The 17,400-nt window shown below is 74.1% G+C and carries 1 protein-coding gene; it reads right to left on the reverse strand.

Features of this window, described 5'->3' with window-relative positions:
- Window positions 1–14: 14 nt before the first annotated feature.
- Window positions 15–17,375: an SDR family NAD(P)-dependent oxidoreductase gene (locus ACT2CW_RS27145; RefSeq protein ID WP_445518562.1), complete on the reverse strand. Its 17,361-nt coding sequence runs from the start codon at window positions 17,373–17,375 to the stop codon at window positions 15–17.
- Between the last annotated feature and the right edge of the window lie 25 nt (window positions 17,376–17,400).

Raw genomic sequence — 17,400 nt, forward strand, 5'->3', positions numbered from 1 at the left:
CGGCTGCGGTCATTTCAGGAGATCCCGAATTCCTTGCCGATGAAGTCGAAGAGGTCGTCGTCCGTGGCGGACTCCAGCTCCTCGGCGACTCCGGCGCCGTCTTCCGGTCCTCGGTTGTCATTCCATTGCGCGAGCAGGGCCTGGAGTCGCGCGGTGACCCTGCTCCGGTCCTCGTCGTCCGGGGCGGCCCCGGCCCCGGCCCCGGACCCGGACCCGGACCCGGACCCGGCCAGGGCCAGGGCCAGGGACTTCTCCAGGCCGTCGAGCTCCGCGAGCAGCGAGGTGACCGCCGACGCGTCGTCCGGGAGGATCTCGCCCCTGAGGTACTCGACCAGTGCGTTCGGGGTCGGGTAGTCGAAGACCAGCGTCGCCGGGAGGCGGACTCCGGTCGTCGCGTTGAGACGGTTGCGGAGCTCGACCGCGGTGAGCGAGTCGAAGCCGACCTCGCTGAACGAGCGGGCCGGGTCGACCGTCTCCGGGCCGGGGTAGCCGAGGACGGCCGCCACCTGGGCGCAGACCAGCTCCAGCAGCACCTCCTCGCGCTCGGGCTCGGAGAGCCCGGCGAGCCGCTCGCGCAGCGCCTCGGCACCGGCCGCGGCGGCCGCGGCGGACTCGGCGGCGCGGCGGGCGGGGGCGCGGACGAGGCCGCGGAAGAGTGCGGGCAGCATGCCGCTGCTTGCCTGTGCCCTCAGGGCGGCCATGTCCAGGGGCAGCGGTACGAGCAGGGCCTCGTCCGAGCCCTGGGCGGCGTCGAACAGCTCCAGGCCGCTGTCGGCCGTGAGCACGCCGATACCGCCGCGGCGGATGCGGGCGATCTCGGCCTCGTCCAGCTCACCGCCCATGCCTCCGGCCACCGACCACAGGCCCCAGGCGAGGGAGGTGGCGGGCAGGCCGTTGGCGCGGCGGTGCTCGGCGAGGGCGTCGAGGAAGGCGTTGGCCGCTGCGTAGTTGCCTTGGCCTGCGCCGCCGAAGACTCCGGCGGCCGAGCTGAACAGGATGAATGCGGACAGGTCCGCGTCCTGGGTCAGCTCGTGGAGGTTCCACGCCGCGTCCGCCTTGGGGCGGAGGACGGTGGTCAGCCGGTCCGGGGTGAGGGACGCGATCACGCCGTCGTCCAGGACGCCTGCCGTGTGCACGACGGCGGTGAGGGGGTGTTCTGCCGGGATGGCGGCGAGGGTTTCGGCCAAGGCGGTACGGTCCGCCACGTCACAGGCGGCCCAGTGGGCTTCTGCGCCCAGCTGGGTGAGTTCGGCGGTGAGTTCGGCCGCGCCGGGGGCCTGGGCGCCACGACGGCTCACCAGGAGGAGGTGGCGTACGCCGTGTTCGGCCACCAGGTGGCGGGCGAAGAGCGCGCCCAGTGTGCCGCTGGCACCGGTGACCAGGACGGTGCCCTCGGGGTCGAACGCCGGGGTCTGCTGGTCCGCCGTGCCGGTGACCCGTGCCAGCCTTGGCGCCCGGGGGGCGCCGTCGCGGAGGGCGATTTGGGGTTCGCCCGTTGCCAGGGCGGTGGCCAGGGTGTCTTGGGGCTTGCCCTTGCCGTCGGTGTCTACCAGGACGATTCGGTCCGGGTTCTCCGCCTGGGCGGAGCGGACCAGGCCCCAGACGGCGGCTTGGGCCGGGTCGGTGGCGGGGTCGTCCGTGCCGGTGCTTACGGCTCCTGAGGTGAGGATGACGAGGCGGGAGTCCGCGAAGCGGTCTTCGGCCAGCCACTTCTGGAGGAGGGTGAGGGTGTGGGTGGTGGCGTGGTGCGCCGCGTCGGCCGGTGAGGGGCTTTCCCCAATCCCGCCCCTTCCCGAAACTTGGGGCTCCGCCCCAAGGCCCCGGTCCTCAAGCGCCGGACGGGCTTGAGTTGCCGCACCGTGCGAGTGCGGACCCGGGCGCCCTTCGGGCGTGTCCTCAAGCGCCGGACGGGCTGGATATGTGTCCTCAAGCGCCGGACGGGCCAGGTCGGCCAGTACGTACTTCGGGAGCGGCGCGCCGGAGGTGATTGCTTCCGCCAGTGCGTCCAGATCCGCGTACGTCTGGAGGCCCAGGGTGTCGGGGCCTACTGCTGCCCAGCCGTTGGGGGTCACCTCGGTGGACTGGGCCGGGACCGGGAGCCAGTCCAGGCGGAAGAGGGAGTCGGAGGGGCTGCCGGGGCGGGCCGCGCCGAGCTGGTCGGGGGAGATCGTGCGGAGGGCCAGGCCCTCGACCGATGCCACCGGGGCGCCCGTTGTGTCGGCCAGCTCCAGGGTCACCGTGCCCGTGGCCGTGCCGTCCAGCCGCACCCGTAGGGCCGAGGCGCCCACCGCGTGCAGGGAGACTCCGGTCCAGGAGAAGGGCAGGCGGCCCTGGCCGTTGCCCTCTTCGGGCGCGCTCAGGCCCAGTGCGTGCAGTGCGGCGTCCAGCAGTGCCGGGTGCAGCCCGAACGCGCCCGCGTCGGACCTGCGGTCCTCCGGCAGGCTGACCTCGGCGAACACCTCGTCGCCGCGTCGCCAGGCGGCCGTCAGGCCCTGGAAGACCGGGCCATAGGCGAAGCCCGAATCGGCCAGGCCCTCGTAGAGGCCCTCCACCTCGATCTTCTCGGCCTCCGCCGGGGGCCAGGCCGTCAGGTTGAACGACGGGGGCGTGGGGTCCGACGCCGCCAGTGCGCCCGTGGCGTGGCGCAGCCACGGTTCTTCCGTCGGGGCGCCCTCCGCACGCGAATGCAGGGTCAGCGCGCGGCGGCCGGTGTCGTCGGGGGCGGTGAGGGAGAGCCGGAGCTGAACGGCGCCCTGGTCGGGGACGATCAGGGGGGCTTCCAGGGTGAGTTCGTCCAGGCGGTCGCAGCCCGCGTGGTCCCCGGCGCGCAGGGCCAGTTCCACGAAGGCCGTGCCGGGCAGCAGCACCGTGCCCATGACGGCGTGGTCGGCGAGCCAGGGCTGGGTCTGGAGGGAGAGCCGTCCGGTGAAGGCGATGCCGTCCGAGTCGGGCAACTCCACGGCGGCGCCCAGCAGCGGGTGGCCCGCCGCGTGGAGGCCGATCGCGGTGGCGTCGCCGCCGGCCGGTCCTGCGTCCAGCCAGAACGAGCGGCGCTGGAAGGCGTACGTCGGCAGATCGACCAGCCGCGGGCCGTACGGGGCGTACAGCGGACCGAAGTCCACCGCCGCGCCCCGGACATGGGCGGTGCCGACAGCCGTCAGCAGCGTCTCGGCCTCGGGGCGGCCCTTGCGCAGCGCGGGGGCGAAGGAGGCCGCGTCGGCGTCGGTGACGCAGTCCTGGGCCATGGCGGTCAGGACACCGTCGGGGCCCAGCTCGAGGTAGGTGGTGATGCCCTGGGCCTCCATCGTCCGGACACCGTCGAGGAAGCGGACGGCCTCGCGGACGTGGCGCACCCAGAAGTCAGCCGTCATGATCTCCTCGGCGGAGACCACGGAACCGGTCAGGTTGGACACGATCGGGATGCGCGGGGCCTGGTACGTCACCTCGTGCGCCACCTCGCGGAAGGCGTCCAGCATGCCGTCCATGTGGGGCGAGTGGAACGCGTGGCTCACGGTGAGCCGCTTGGTCTTGCGGCCCTCCGCCTCGAAGGCCGCCGCGATCTCCAGCGCCGCGTCCTCGTCGCCCGCGACCACGGCCGAGGCCGGGCCGTTGACGGCCGCGATGCTCACGCGCTTGCCCAGCCGCGGGGTCACCTCGCCCTCGGACGCCTGGACGGCGATCATCGCGCCACCGGCCGGCAGCCGCTGCATCAACCGTCCACGGGCGGCCACCAGCTTGGCGGCGTCGGCGAGGTTCAGCACACCGGCCACATGGGCGGCAGCGAGTTCGCCGATGGAGTGGCCGGAGAGGAGGTCCGGCTTCACGCCCCACGCCTCGACCAGGCGGAACAGCGCCACCTCGACCGCGAACAGCGCGGGCTGGGTGAAGCCGGTCCGGTCCAGCTCCTCCGGGTCGTCCCCGAACATCACCGTCTTCAGGGGACGTTCCAGGTGCGGGTCCAGCGCGTCGCAGACCTCGTCCAGCGCCTCGGCGAACGCCGGGTAGGCGTCGTAGAGCTCACGGCCCATGCCGAGCCTCTGGCTGCCCTGGCCGGTGAACAGGACGGCCAGCTTGCCGCCCTCGGCCACCGCGCCCTCGACCAGACCGGTCGTGGCGCGGCCCTCGGCGAGGGCGTCGAGACCGGCCAGGAAGGCGTCCCGGTCCCGGGCGACGAGGGTCGCCCGGTGCTCGAAGGGCACCCGGGAGGTGGCCAGGGAGTGGCCGAGGTCGGCCAGGGACAGCTCGGGGTGGTCGGCCACATGGGCGCGGAGCCGGGCCCCCTGGGCGCGCAGCGCCTCGGGGGTCTTGGCGGACAGCACCCATGGCAGCGCCGACGGCAGCACGGACGGCGGCACGGACGGCTCACCCGACGGGAGCTCGGAAGCCTCGGCCGGTTCGGGCTCCGGCACCTGCTCGATGATGACGTGCGCGTTGGTGCCGCTCATGCCGAACGACGAGATACCGGCCCGGCGCGGACGCCCGGTCTCCGGCCACTCCCGTGCCTCGCTCAGCAGCGACACCGCGCCCGCCGCCCAGTCCACATGCGGCGACGGCTCATCGATGTGCAGCGACTTCGGCAGCACACCGTGCCGCATCGCCTGCACCATCTTGATGATGCCCGCGACACCGGCCGCGGCCTGCGTATGGCCGAAGTTGGACTTGATCGACCCCAGCCACAAGGGCTGCTCCGAAGACTTCTCCTTGCCGTAGGTGGCCAGCAGCGCCTGCGCCTCGATCGGGTCACCCAGCGTCGTACCCGTACCGTGCGCCTCCACCGCGTCCACATCACCAGCCGACAGACCGGCGTTCGCCAACGCCTGACGGATCACCCGCTGCTGCGACGGACCATTCGGCGCCGTCAGACCATTCGAGGCGCCGTCCTGGTTGACCGCCGTGCCCCGCACGACCGCCAGCACCCTATGGCCGTTCTTCCGCGCGTCCGACAGCCGCTCGACGAGCAGCATGCCCACGCCCTCGCCCCAGGCCGTGCCGTCGGCGGCCGCCGCGAACGGCTTGCAGCGGCCGTTCCTGGCCAGGCCGCGCTGGCGGCTGAACTCGGTGAACACATCGGGGGTGGTGATGATGGTGACGCCGCCCGCGAGGGCCATCGTGCACTCGCCGTTGCGCAGCGCCTGCGCCGCCAGATGCAGCGCCACCAGCGACGACGAACACGCCGTGTCGACCGTGACGGCCGGGCCCTCGAAGCCGAAGGTGTACGCCACCCGGCCGGAGGCGATGCTGCTGGAGCCGCCGGTGCCGAGGTAGCCCTCGACGCCCTCGGGGACGGTGTGCAGCCGGGACACGTAGTCGTTGTGCATCTGGCCGACGAAGACGCCGACCTGCTTGCCGCGCAGCGCCCCCGGGTCGAGGCCCGCCCGCTCGAAGGACTCCCATGAGGTCTCCAGCAGCAGCCGCTGCTGGGGGTCCATCGCCAGGGCCTCGCGCGGGTTGATGCCGAAGAAGGCCGGGTCGAAGTGGTGGGCGTCGTAGTAGAAGCCGCCCTCGCGGGCGTACGAGGTGCCGGGCCGGTCCGGGTCCGGGTCGTAGAACGCCTCGAGGTCCCAGCCCCGGTCCTCCGGCAGCCGGGCGATGCCGTCCCGCCCCTCGGCCAGCAGCTCCCACAGCTCCTCGGGGGTGCGCACATCCCCGGGGAAGCGGCAGCTCATCGCGATGATGGCGATCGGGTCGTCCTCGTCCGTCCCGGCGCCCGCCGGGCCCTCGGCCCGCGCGGGGACGGCCGCCGCCGCCTCGGAGCCGAGCAGCTCCTCCAGCAGATATCCGGCGAGCGCGGTCGGCGTCGGGTAGTCGAAGACCAGCGTGGCGGGCAGCCGCAGCCCGGCGGCGCCGCCGAGGCGGTTGCGGAACTCCACCGCGGTCAGCGAGTCGAAGCCGAGGTCCTTGAAGGCCCGGCTCGCCTCCACCGCGTCGGGCGAGTCATGGCCGAGCACCACGGCCACCTGGGCGCGCACCAGGTCCAGCAGGGTCTGCTCGCGCTCGGCCGCGTCCAGCCGGACCAGCCGCTCCACCAGCGAGGAGCCGTCCCCGGCCGCGCCCGACTCGGCGGTGCGGCGGGTCGTACCGCCGCGCACCAGACCGCGCAGCAGCGGCGGCACCATCTCGATGGGCGCGCCGGTGAGCGGCGCCAGGTCGAGCTGCATGGGCACCAGGAAGGCGTCGCCCACCTCCTGGGCGGCGTCGAACAGCGCCAGGCCCTCCTCGGAGGAGAGCCCCAGCACTCCGGAGCGGCTCATCCGGGACTTGTCGGTGGCCTCCAGTTCACCGGTCATCCCGCTGGCCTCGGCCCACAGGCCCCAGGCCAGCGAGGTGGCGGCGAGGCCCTGGGACTGGCGGTGGCGGGCCAGGGCGTCCAGGAAGGAGTTGGCCGCCGCGTAGTTGGCCTGGCCGGGGCCGCCGAACGTCCCGGCCGCCGAGGAGAACAGCACGAACGCCGCCAGGTCCTGGTCGCGGGTCAGCTCGTGCAGGTTGACGGCCGCGTCCACCTTGGGGCGCAACACCTTCTCCAGCCGCTCCGGCGTCAGCGCGTCGATCACCCCGTCGTCCAGCACACCGGCGGTGTGCACGACGGCGGTCAGCGGACGCCCGGCGGGGATGTCGGCCAGGACGGCGGCGAGCGCGTCCCGGTCGGCCGCGTCGCAGGCGGCGATGGTGACCTCGGCGCCCAGCTCGCGCAGCTCGGCGGCGAGTTCGGCCGCGCCCGCGGCCTGCTCACCGCGGCGGCTGGTGAGCACCAGGCGGCGTACGCCGCGCTCGGTGACCGCGTGCCGGGCGACCAGGCCGCCCAGGATGCCGGTGCCGCCGGTGATCAGCACCGTGCCGTCCGGGTTCCACGGGGCGGGCACGGTGAGCACGACCTTGCCGATGTGGCGGGCCTGGCTGAGGTAGCGGAACGCGTCCGGGGCCTGCCGCAGGTCCCACGCGGTGATCGGCAGCGCCCGCAGCGCGCCCTGCCGGAACAGCTCCAGCAGCTCGCTCAGCATCTCCTGGATGCGGTCCAGGCCCGCCTCGGTGAGGTCGAACGCCTGGTAGGAGACGCCGGGGTAGGTGGCCGCGACCTCCTCGGGCGCCCGGACGTCGGTCTTGCCCATCTCGACGAACCGGCCGCCGCGCGGCAGCAGCCGCAGCGACGCGTCCACGAACTCCCGGGCCAGCGAGTCCAGTACGACATCGACGCCGCGACCGCCGCTGACCTCGCGGAATTTGTCCTCGAAGGCCAGGTCGCGGGAGGAGGCGATCCGGTCGTCGGCCAGCCCAAGCGAGCGCAGCGTGTCCCACTTGCCCTGGCTTGCGGTGGCGTAGACGTCCACGCCCCAGTGGCGGGCCAGCTGCACGGCGGCCATGCCGACACCACCGGCGGCGGCGTGCACCAGCAGCGACTCCCCGCCCTGGAGGTCGGCGAGGTCGCGCAGCGCGTAGTAGGCCGTCATGAAGACGATCGGCACGGACGCGGCCTGGGCGTACGACCAGCCCTCGGGCATCGGCACGACCATGCGCCGGTCCACGACCACCAGCGGGCCGAAGCCGCCGGGCAGCATGCCCATCACCCGGTCGCCGGGCGCCAGATCGGTGACTCCGGGGCCGGTCTCGAGGACGACTCCCGCGCCCTCGCTGCCCATCAGGCCCGCGTCACCGGGGTACATGCCGAGCGCGTTGAGCACATCGCGGAAGTTCACACCGGCGGCCCGGACCGCGACCCGCACCTGCCCGGCCTCCAGCGGCGCGGCGGCCTCCGGGCTGGGCAGCAGGGTGAGGTTCTCCAGGGTGCCCTTGTCCTGGATGTCCAGCCGCCAGGCCGGCTCGCCGGGCGGCGGCACCATGGGTCCGGTGGCGGCGGTGCGCGCCAGCCGGGGGGCGTGTACGGCGCCCCGGCGCAGTACGAACTGCGGCTCGCCGGAGGCGAGCGCGGCGCCCAGCGCCTCGTAGGAGGCGTCGGTGCCGTCGAGGTCGGCCAGCACCAGCCGGTCCGGGTTCTCCGACTGCGCCGAGCGCACCAGGCCCCACACCGGGGCGTGCGCCAGGTCGTGGGTCCCGGCGTCGCCCGCGGTGGCCACCGCGCCCCGGGTGACCAGCACCAGCTGGGACGCGGCGAACCGGTCGTCGGCCAGCCACGCCCGGACCAGCGCCAGCGTGCGCTGGGTGGCGGTGTGGACGGCGGCGGTCACCTCGTCGCCGGTGGCACCGCGCGGGTCATCACCGGTGGCGCCGCGCGGGTCGAGGTACGCCAGGACATACGCGGGGGCGTCCCCGGCCGCGGCCAGCGCGTCCAGGTCGGCGTGGACCGCGGCGCCGGAGGTCAGCGGCGCGGGCGCGCCCTCGCCGAGCACCGTCCAGGACGCGGCCGGGCTCTCGGTGGACATCGGCACGGTGGCCCAGTCCAGCCGGTACAGCGACTCGTGGTACGCGGCGGAGCGGCCCTCGGCGAGCTGCCCGGCCGAGACCGGGCGCAGCGCGAGCTGCTCGACCGAGGCCACCGGGGCACCGGTGCCGTCGGCCAGCTCCAGCGACACGCCGTCGGCACCGACCGGGGTCAGCCGGACCCGGAGCGCGTCGGCGCCCACCGCGTGCAGCGACACCCCGCTCCAGGAGAACGGCAGCCGCCCCTGCTCATCGCCGCCCGCGCGGGCGAACGTGCCGTGCAGCGCGGCGTCCAGCAGCGCCGGGTGCAGCCCGAACGCGCCCGCGTCGGCCTTGCGGTCCTCCGGCAGCCGCACCTCGGCGAACACCTCGTCGCCGCGCAGCCAGGCCGCCGTCAGCCCCTGGAACACCGGCCCGTACGCGAAGCCGCCCTGCGCCAGGTGCTCGTAGAGCCCCTCGACCTCGGCGGGCTCGGCGCCCTGCGGCGGCCACGCCGTCAGGTCGAACGAGGGCCGCGGGCCACCGGCCACCAGCACACCGCTCGCATGCCGGGTCCACGGCAGCTCGGCGGGCGCGTCCTGCGCCCGCGAGTACAGCTCAAGCGTGCGGTGCCCGGCCTGCTGCGGGGCGCCGACGACGATCTGGAGCTGGACCGCGCCGCGCTCGGGCAGCACCAGCGGCGCCTCGATCGTCAGCTCGTCCAGCCGGTCGCAGCCCACCTGGTCACCGGCGCGGATGGCCAGTTCGACGAAGGCGGTGCCGGGCAGCAGCACGGTGCCCATGACGGCGTGGTCGGCGAGCCACGGGTGGCTTTCGAGGGAGAGCCTGCCCGTGAACAGGAAGCCGTCGGAGTCCGCCAGCGGCACGGCCGCGCCCAGCAGCGGATGGTCGGCCCGGTCCAGACCCGCCGACTCGACGTCGCCCACGAAGCCCGCGGGGGACGTCAGCCAGAAGCGGCGGTGCTGGAAGGCGTAGGTCGGCAGGTCGACGCGGTGGGCACCGGTCCCGGCGAAGTACGCGGACCAGTCCGGTGTCACACCACGGACGTGCAGAGCGGCGAGGGCGGTGGCCACGGTCTCGGCCTCGGCGCGGCCCTTGCGCAGCGCGGCGGCGAAACCGGCCGTGTCGGCGTCGGACACGCACTCCTGGGCCATGGCGGTGAGGACACCGTCGGGGCCGAGTTCGAGGTAGGTGGTGACGCCCTGGGCTTCCAAGGTCTGTACGCCGTTGAGGAAGCGGACGGCCTCGCGGACGTGGCGCACCCAGAAGTCGGGGGTCGTGATCTCCTCGGCGGAGACCACGGTGCCGGTGAGGTTGGAGACGATCGGGATGCGCGGGGCCTCGTACGTGAGCCCCTGCGCCACCTCGCGGAACGCCTCCAGCATCCCGTCCATGCGCGGAGAGTGGAACGCATGGCTGACCGTGAGCCGCTTGGTCTTACGGCCCTGGGCCTCGAAACCGGAAGCGATCGCGACAGCCGCGTCCTCATCACCCGCGACGACCACGGAGGTCGGGCCGTTCAGGGCGGCGATCGAGACGCGCTCGGTGAGCAGTGGCAGGACCTCGTCCTCGGACGCCTGTACCGCGATCATCGCGCCACCGGCGGGAAGCTCCTGCATCAGACGGCCACGGGCCGCCACCAACTTCGCCGCATCCGCCAGCGAGAGCACACCCGCCACATGCGCAGCGGCCAGCTCACCGATCGAATGCCCGGAGAGGAAGTCGGGCCGCAGCCCCCACGCCTCCGACACCAACCGGAACAACGCCACCTCGATGGCGAACAGCGCGGGCTGGGTGAAGCCGGTCCGGTCCAGCTCCTCGGCGTCCTCCCCGAACACCACGGTCTTCAGCGGCCGTTCGAGATGCGCGTCCAGCGCGTCGCAGACCGCGTCGAACGCCTCCGCGAACACCGGGTAGGCATCGTAGAGCTCACGGCCCATGCCGAGCCGCTGACTCCCCTGCCCCGTGAACAGGAAGGCCACCTTGCCATCGGCCACCGACCCCTGGACCAGCCCCGCGGCCGACGCGCCGCGCGCCAGCGCCTCCAGGCCCGCGATCAGCGCCGCACGGTCCCCGCCGACCACGACGGCGCGGTGGTCCAGCGCGGCACGGGAGGTCGCGAGCGAGTACGCCAGGTCGGTCGGGGAGACGTCCGGCCGCTGCTCCAGGTCGGCGAGCAGCCGCTCGGCCTGTGCCCGCAGCGCGTCGGCGTTCTTCCCGGACACGGTCCACGGCAGCACGGACGGCTGAACCGCCGGAAGCGCGGAGACCTCGGCCGGTTCGGGCTCCGGCGCCTGCTCGATGATGGCGTGCGCGTTGGTGCCGCTGACGCCGAAGGAGGAGACACCGGCCCGGCGCGGGCGCCCGGTCTCCGGCCACTCCCGCGCCTCGCTCAGCAGCGACACCGCGCCCGCCGCCCAGTCCACATGCGGCGAGGGCTCGTCGAGGTGCAGCGACCGGGGCAGTACGCCGTGGTGCATGGCCTGCACCATCTTGATGATGCCCGCGACACCGGCCGCGGCCTGTGTGTGGCCGAAGTTGGACTTGATGGAGCCCAGCCACAGCGGCTGGTCCTCGGTCTTCTCCTTGCCATACGTGGCGAGCAGCGCCTGCGCCTCGATCGGGTCACCCAGCGTGGTGCCCGTACCGTGCGCCTCCACCGCGTCCACCTCGGACGCCGACAGACCCGCGTTCGCCAGCGCCTGGCGGATCACCCGCTGCTGCGACGGACCATTCGGTGCCGTCAGACCATTCGACGCGCCGTCCTGGTTGACCGCCGTGCCCCGCACGACCGCCAGCACCTTGTGGCCGTTCTTCTTCGCGTCCGACAGCCGCTCCACGAGCAGCATGCCCACGCCCTCGGCCCAGCCGGTGCCGTCCGCGTCGGCCGAGAAGGACTTGCAGCGACCGCTGGCCGAAAGCCCGCCCTGGCGGCTGAAGTCGATAAAGGTGTCCGGGGTGGACATGACGGTGACACCGCCCGCGAGGGCCATGGTGCACTCGCCGTTGCGCAGCGCCTGCGCCGCCAGGTGCAGCGCCACCAGCGACGACGAGCACGCCGTGTCGATGGTGACCGCGGGGCCTTCGAGACCGAAGGTGTACGCCACCCGGCCGGAGGCGACACTGCCCGCCGTACCGGTGCCGAGGTAGCCCTCCAGGCCCTCCGGCAGGGCGGTCAGCCGGGAGAGGTAGTCGTGGTACATGACGCCCGCGAAGACGCCGGTCTTGCTGCCGCGTACGGTCGCCGGGTCGATCCCGGCCCGCTCGAACGCCTCCCAGGAGCTCTCCAGCAGCAGCCGCTGGTGCGGGTCCATGGCGAGGGCTTCGCGCGGGTTGATGCCGAAGAAGTCGGGGTCGAACTCGCCCGCGTCGTAGAGGAATCCGCCCTCGATGGTGGCGCTGGTGCCGGTCTGCTCGGGGTCGTCGCCCAGCAGTCCCTCGAGCTGCCAGCCGCGGTCGGTCGGGAAGCCGGAGATGGCGTCCACCGAGCCGGTGACCAGCTGCCACAGCTCCTCGGGGCTGGTGACTCCGCCGGGGTAGCGGCAGCTCATGCCGACGATGGCGATGGGCTCGTCGTCGGCGACGGCCACGGTGGCGGCCGGGGCCGCTGCGGCCTCGTCGGCCTGGTCGCCGAGGATCTCGGTGCGCAGGAAACCGGCGAGCGCGGTCGGGGTGGGGTAGTCGAAGACGAGGGTGGCCGGGAGCCGTACGCCCGTGACGGCGCCGAGGCGGTTGCGCAGCTCGACGGCGGTGAGCGAGTCGAAGCCCAGCTCCTTGAAGGCGCGTGCCGAGCCGACGGCCTCCGGGCCCGCGTAGCCGAGCACGGCGGCCACCTGGCCGCAGACGATCTCCAGCAGCAGCCGGTCGCGCTCGGGGACGGACAGTCCGAGGAGCCGGTCGGCGAGCCCGCCGGGGGCCGCGCCGCCGCCCGCCTCGACCACCCGGCGGCCGGGGGCCCGCACCAGGCCGCGCAGCAGCGCGGGGACCATGGTGGCGTCGGCGTGCCGCAGCGGCGCCAGGTCCAGGTGCATGGGGACGAGCGTGGGGTCGCCCACGGCGAGGGCAGTGTCCAGGAGGGCCAGGCCCTCCTCGGAGGAGAGGGCGGCCACTCCGGCGCGGGTGATGCGCTGGATGTCGGTGTCGTCCAGGTCGCCGGTCATCCCGCTGCGCTCGGCCCACAGGCCCCAGGCGAGGGCGGTGGCGGGCAGCCCCTGGGCGCGGCGCCGGTGGGCGAGGGCGTCCAGGAAGGCGTTGGCGGCCGCGTAGTTGGCCTGGCCGGGGCCGCCGAGGGTGCCGGCGGCGGCGGAGAACAGCACGAACGCGGACAGGTCGAGGTCGCGGGTGAGCTCGTGGAGGTTCCACGCGGCGTCCACCTTGGGCGGCAGGACGCGGTCGACGCGCTCGGGGGTCAGCGAGCCGATGACACCGTCGTCGAGCACACCGGCGGTGTGCACCACGGCGGTCAGCGGGTGTGCGGCCGGGACGGCGGCGAGCGCCTCGGCGAGCGCGTCGCGGTCGGCCACGTCGCAGGCGGCGAGGGTGACCTCGGCGCCCGACGCGCGCAGCTCGGCGACGAGTTCGGCGGCGCCGTGGGCGTCTCCCCCGCGCCTGCTGAGCAGCAGCAGGTGGCGTATGCCGTGCTCGGCCACCAGATGGCGGGCGACCAGCCCGCCGAGGGTGCCGGTGGCGCCGGTGACCAGGGCGGTGCCCTCGGGGTCGAGGGCGGGGGCGGTCCGCTCGGGGTCGGAGGCGACCTTGGCCAGCCGCGGTACGACCACGGTCCCGGCGCGGACGGCGAGCTGCGATTCGCCGGTGGCCAGGGCGGCGGACAGCACCCGGTGGGACTCGTCGGTGCCGTCCAGGTCCGCCAGGACGAAGCGGTCCGGGTTCTCGGACTGCGCGGAGCGCAGCAGACCCCACAGCGGGGCGTGGGCCAGGTCCTCGGTGTCGGCGTCGGCCGAGGTGGCGACGGCGCCACGGGTGGCGATCACCAGCCGGGAGCCCTCGAAGCGGGCGTCGGCGAGCCAGTTCTGGACCAGCTCCAGCGCACGGTGCAGGGCCTCGCGCACGGCGGTTTGGACGGGAAGCCCGGTGTCGTCCGCGAAGAACGGCGCGACGACGGCCTGTGGCACCGGGGCCCCGGCGTCCACGGCCGCGCCGAGCGCGGCCAGGTCGGCGTACCCGGCGGCGGTGGGCAGGGCGATGGCGAGCTCGGGGTGTTCGTCCCCCAGCACCGCCCACTGCCCGGCCACCACGGTGGTGTTGGCGGGCAGCGGCGCGGGGGTCCACTCGACGCGGAACAGCGCCTCGTGGAAGGCGCCGCGCGCGGCGTGCACCTGGTCGGGCGAGACGGGGCGCAGCAGCAGCGAGTCGACGGAGGCGACGGGCGCGCCGCTCTCGTCCGTCACCAGCACGGCCACCGCGTCCTGACCGGCGGGCGAGAGCCGGACGCGCAGCGTGGCGGCGCCCACGGCGTGCAGCCGGACACCGCTCCAGGAGAAGGGGAGGCGGCCGTGTTCGGTGTCCTCCAGGAGGGAGCCGATGCCCACGGCGTGCAGGGCCGCGTCCAGCAGCGCCGGGTGCAGCCCGAACAGCTCGGCCTCGGCGCGGGCGCTCTCGGGCAGCCGCACCTCGGCGTATACGTGCTCACCGTGTTGCCAGGCGCCCTGGAGCCCCTGGAAGACCGGGCCGTAGGCGAATCCGGTCCCGGCGAGCCACTCGTAGAGGCCGTCCACGGGCACTTCGGTGGCACCGGCCGGGGGCCAGGTGGTGAGGTTGTCGTCGGGGGTGGTGGCGCCGGTGCCGAGCACACCGGTGGCGTGGCGGGTCCACTCGCCCTCGCCCCAGGTGCCGTCGGGGGCCTCCTCCAGCCGCGAGTGCAGGGTCAGCGAGCGGCGGCCGGTCTCGTCCGGGGCGCCCACGGACACCTGGAGCTGGACGCCGCCCTGCGGGGGCAGGACCAGCGGCGCCTCGAGGGTGAGCTCCTCCAGCACATCCGCGCCCACGTGGTCACCGGCTCGGATGGCCAGCTCCACGAAGGCGGTGCCGGGCAGCAGCACGGTGTCCATGACGGCGTGGTCGGCCAGCCAGGGGTGGGTCTGGAGGGACAGCCGTCCGGTGAAGAGGAATCCGGCGCCGTCGGCGAGCGACACGGCGGCGCCGAGCAGCGGATGGTCGGCGGAGCCGAGCCCGGCGGCGGTGACGTCACCGGTCCACGGGCCGGGCGGCTCGGGCCAGTACAGCTCGCGCTGGAAGGCGTAGGTGGGCAGTTCGACGCGGCGGGCGCCGGAGCCCTCGAAGACCGCGGCCCAGTCGACGGCCACGCCGTGGACATGGGCGCGGGCGAGCGCGCCGGCCAGGGCGGTGGCCTCGGGACGGTCGCCGCGCAGCACGGGCACGAAGACGGCGCCGTCGCCGGTGACGCAGTCCTGCGCCATGGCGGAGAGCACCCCGTCGGGGCCCAGCTCCACATAGGTGGCGACGTCGTACTCCTCGAGCCGGCGGATGCCGTCGGTGAAGCGGACCGCCTCGCGGACGTGCCGGACCCAGTAGTCGGGCGAGCAGATCTCGTCGGCGGAGACCGAACCGCCGGTGAGGTTGGAGATGATGGGGATGACCGGCGGGGCGTAGGTCATCTGCCGGGCGACCTCGCGGAAGGCGTCCAGCATGCCGTCCATGCGCGGCGAGTGGAACGCGTGGCTCACGGCGAGCCGCTTGGTCTTACGGCCCCGCGCCTCGAAACCGGACGCGATCGCGACAGCCGCGTCCTCGTCACCCGCGATGACGACGGAGGTGGGCCCGTTGAGCGCGGCGATCGAGACCCGCTCGGTGAGCAGCGGCGCCACCTCGTCCTCGGACGCCTGGATCGCGATCATCGCGCCACCGGCGGGCAGTTCCTCCATCAGCCGCCCACGCGCCGCCACCAACTTCGCGGCATCCGCCAGCGACAGCACACCGGCCACATGCGCGGCGGCCAGTTCGCCGATGGAGTGGCCGACGAGGAAGTCGGGCTTGACGCCCCACGTCTCCAGCAGCCGGAACAGCGCCACTTCGAGGGCGAACAGCGCGGGCTGGGTGTAGCCGGTGCGGTCCAGCGGTCCGCTGTCGTCCGACCCACTGTCGTCCGACCCGGTGTCGCCGCCGAACATCACCTCGCGCAGCGGCCGCTGGAGGTGCTGGTCGAGCTCGGCGCACACCTCGTCCAGGGCGCGGGCGAAGCCGGGGACGGCCGCGTACAGCTCACGGCCCATTCCGGCACGCTGGCTGCCCTGGCCGGTGAAGAGGAACGCGACCTTGCCCTCGGTGACCTCGCCCCGGACGACGCCGCCCGCGGGGGCGTCCTCGGCGAGCTCGGCCAGTCCGCGCAGCAGTTCCTCGCGGCCGCCCGCGCCCGTGAGGACCACGGCCCGGTGGTCAAGCGCGGCGCGGGTGGTGGCCAGCGAGTGGGCGAGGTCGACCAGGCCGAGGCCCGGGTCGTCCTGGATCCGGGCCGTGAGCCGCTCGGCCTGGGCGCGCAGCGCCGGTGCGCTCTGCGCGGACACCAGCAGCGGCACCTGCCCACCGATGCCGGTCCACTCCGAAGGCGTCGCATCACCGCTGGGGGCCTCGCGGTCCTCCGCCGGGGCCTGCTCGATGACGGTGTGCGCGTTCGTACCGCTCACACCGAAGGAGGAGATGCCCGCGCGGCGCGGCTGGCCGGTCTCCGGCCACGGGGTGTTCTCGGTGAGCAGGGAGACGGCGCCCGCGTCCCAGTCCACGTCCCGGGAGGGCGCGTCGACGTGCAGGGTCTTGGGCAGCACCCCGTGCTCGATGGCCTTGACCATCTTGATGATCCCGGCGACACCGGCGGCGGCCTGGGTGTGGCCGAAGTTGGACTTGATCGAGCCGAGCCACAGCGGGCGGCCCTCGGCCCGGTTCTGCCCGTACGTGGCGAGCAGGGCCTGCGCCTCGATGGGGTCGCCGAGGCTGGTGCCCGTGCCGTGTGCCTCGACGGCGTCCACCTGGGCCGGGGTGAGCCGGGCGTCGGTGAGCGCCTGGCGGATGACGCGCTGCTGGGACGGGCCGTTGGGCGCCGTCAGACCGTTGGACGCGCCATCCTGGTTGATGGCCGAGCCACGGACGACGGCCAGCACCTTGTGGCCGTGTCGGCGCGCGTCCGACAGCCGCTCGACGAGCAGCATGCCGACGCCCTCGCCCCAGCCGGTGCCGTCCGCGCCGTCCGCGAACGCCTTGCAGCGGCCGTCGGGCGCGAGGCCGCGCTGGCGGCTGAAGTTGATGAACGCACGCGGGCTGTTCATCACCGTGACACCGCCGGTGAGCGCCAGCGAGCACTCGCCGTTGCGCAGCGCCTGGATGGCCAGGTGCAGCGCCACCAGCGACGCCGAGCACGCGGTGTCGACGGTGAGCGCCGGGCCCTCCAGGCCGAAGGTGTAGGAGATCCGGCCGGAGATGACACTGGCGGCGTTGCCGGTGAGCAGATACTGCTCCACGCCCTGCGGCAGCGTGTGCATCAGCTCCGGGTAGTCCTGGCCGTTGGTGCCGACGAAGACACCGGCCTTGCTGCCGCGGAGCGTGGCCGGGTCGATCCCGGCCCGCTCGAACGCCTCCCAGGACGTCTCCAGCAGCAGCCGCTGCTGCGGGTCCATGCCGAGGGTCTCGCGCGGGCTGATGCCGAAGAACCCGGCGTCGAACTCGCCCGCGCCGTCGAGGAACCCGCCCTTGTCGGTGTAGCTGGTGCCCTGCTCGTCGGGGTCGTCGGCGAAGAGTGCGTCGACGTCCCAGCCACGGTCCGTGGGGAAGTCCGCGATGGCGTCGCCGCCCGCGGCCACGAGCTCCCACAGCTCCTCAGGAGACGTGACGCCTCCGGGGAACCGGCAGCTCATGCCGACGATCGCGATCGGCTCAGGCTCCTGCGACTCGACCTCGCGAAGACGCTGCCGCGTCTGGTGCAGATCGGCAGTTACCCGCTTGAGGTAGTCGAGGATCTTGTCCTGATCCGCCATTGGAGTCTCACCCATGCTTCTCGTC

The sequence above is a fragment of the Streptomyces sp. NEAU-174 genome (assembly GCF_052665095.1).